Consider the following 339-nt stretch of genomic DNA (forward strand, 5'->3'; position numbering starts at 1 on the left):
AAGATCCGCCCGTCGCGGTCCAGCGCGATCTCGGTCGGCTGCTGGTCCTGGTCCAGCGGCTTGGCGCGCGTATCGGGCAGGTTCACCGGCACCCCCTGCGTCAGCAGCGGCGCGGTGACCATGAAGATGATCAACAGCACCAGCATCACGTCGACCAGCGGGGTGACGTTGATGTCGGCCATCGGCGCGCGCCGCCCGCGCCCGCGTTGCGAGGGAAGGTTCATCGCCATGCGCGCGTCACCGCTCGCCGTCGAGCTGGCGGGACAGCGTGGCGTGGAACCCGTCGGCAAAGCGCATCAACCGCGCCTCGATGCGGTTGATCGCATGGCTGAAGCGATT

At 68.4% G+C, this 339-nt stretch carries 1 protein-coding gene; it reads right to left on the reverse strand.

Annotated features, from left to right (window positions below; translation table 11 throughout):
* Positions 1-230, reverse strand: a 230-nt coding sequence (locus tag CVH10_RS18755) for a biopolymer transporter ExbD (RefSeq protein ID WP_181244503.1), incomplete at its 3' end; no start/stop codon positions are given.
* Positions 231-339 lie beyond the last annotated feature (109 nt).

Source organism: Halomonas sp. ND22Bw (genome assembly GCF_003011945.1).
GTDB lineage: Bacteria > Pseudomonadota > Gammaproteobacteria > Pseudomonadales > Halomonadaceae > Halomonas > Halomonas halophila.